Below are 953 nucleotides of genomic sequence, written 5' to 3'. Positions count from 1 at the left end.
CGCGTGGTCCGCGGCCTGAAGCGCGCGGAGCGCCTGCAGCGCCTCCACATCCGCGGCGCGCGCGGGCTGCGTGGCGGCGGCGACCCAGACGATCGCATCGGCGCGCGCGGCCGTCGCCAGCGCCGCGGCGCGGATCGGCTCTGTCCCGTCCAGTCCCGGCGTATCCACGAGCAGCACCGCGGGGCGCCCGTCGGCCCGGATCTCCCATTCGCGCGCGCCGCCCGGCGTCGGCGTCGGGCCGGTCTCGGCGAGCACGGCGCCCGCCATGGCGTTGGCGGTGCTCGACTTGCCGGCGTTCACCTGGCCGAGAACCGCGATGCGCACCGGCATGTCGGCGGGCGCCTCGGCGCTCTTGCGGTCGGCGGCTTCCGCCGTCTCGATCTCCTGCGCGGTCAGCCGCAGGCGGCCGGCATAGAGGTCGATGGCGGCACGCCCGGTCTCGCGCACCAGCTCGCGCGTCGCGGCGGCGCGGAGATTGCCGGCGAGCGCGGCGCGGCCCTCCGCGTCGAGCCAGCGGGCGAGTTCCTGCGCGACGCCGGTGGTCGGGTTGGCGGCGATGCGCCCGATGCGCCAGGCGGCGTAGCCGACCTCGAAGACGCGCTGCGCCGGCGCGCCCCAGCGATCGACCAGCCGCTTGACCTTCAGCGCGTGGTCGATGCGCAGCGACCGCGCGCCCGGCATGTGCATCAGCACGAAGCGGCGCAGGTCGCGCGAGACGCGCTCCGTCAGCAGCAGCAGCTCGGGCAGCGTGACGCGCGCGGCGGCGTCCGGGTCGTCCGGGTGGAAGCGGCGCGCGACCGTCTCGACGGTGCGGCGGGCGAGCTCCGTCGCGGCTTCGCGGTCCGGCTCGAGGGGCGGGGTCGCGGCGGCGAGCGCCTCGACATCCTCCCACGCCTTGCGCTCGATCTCGCGCCAGGCCGGGTCGGGCGCGGCGCGGGCATCGAGCTCGGCGG

1 protein-coding gene is annotated in these 953 nt (G+C 77.6%); it reads right to left on the bottom strand.

Features of this window, described 5'->3' with window-relative positions:
- On the bottom strand, positions 1-953 hold a 953-nt coding region (locus tag L2I40_RS23730), incomplete at both ends, for a GTPase (RefSeq protein ID WP_237217807.1).

Source organism: Falsiroseomonas oryziterrae, from assembly GCF_021864505.1.
Classification (GTDB): domain Bacteria; phylum Pseudomonadota; class Alphaproteobacteria; order Acetobacterales; family Acetobacteraceae; genus Falsiroseomonas; species Falsiroseomonas oryziterrae.
Note: the sequence above shows the minus strand (reverse complement) of the source record. Positions and strands in the feature narration are given on the sequence as shown.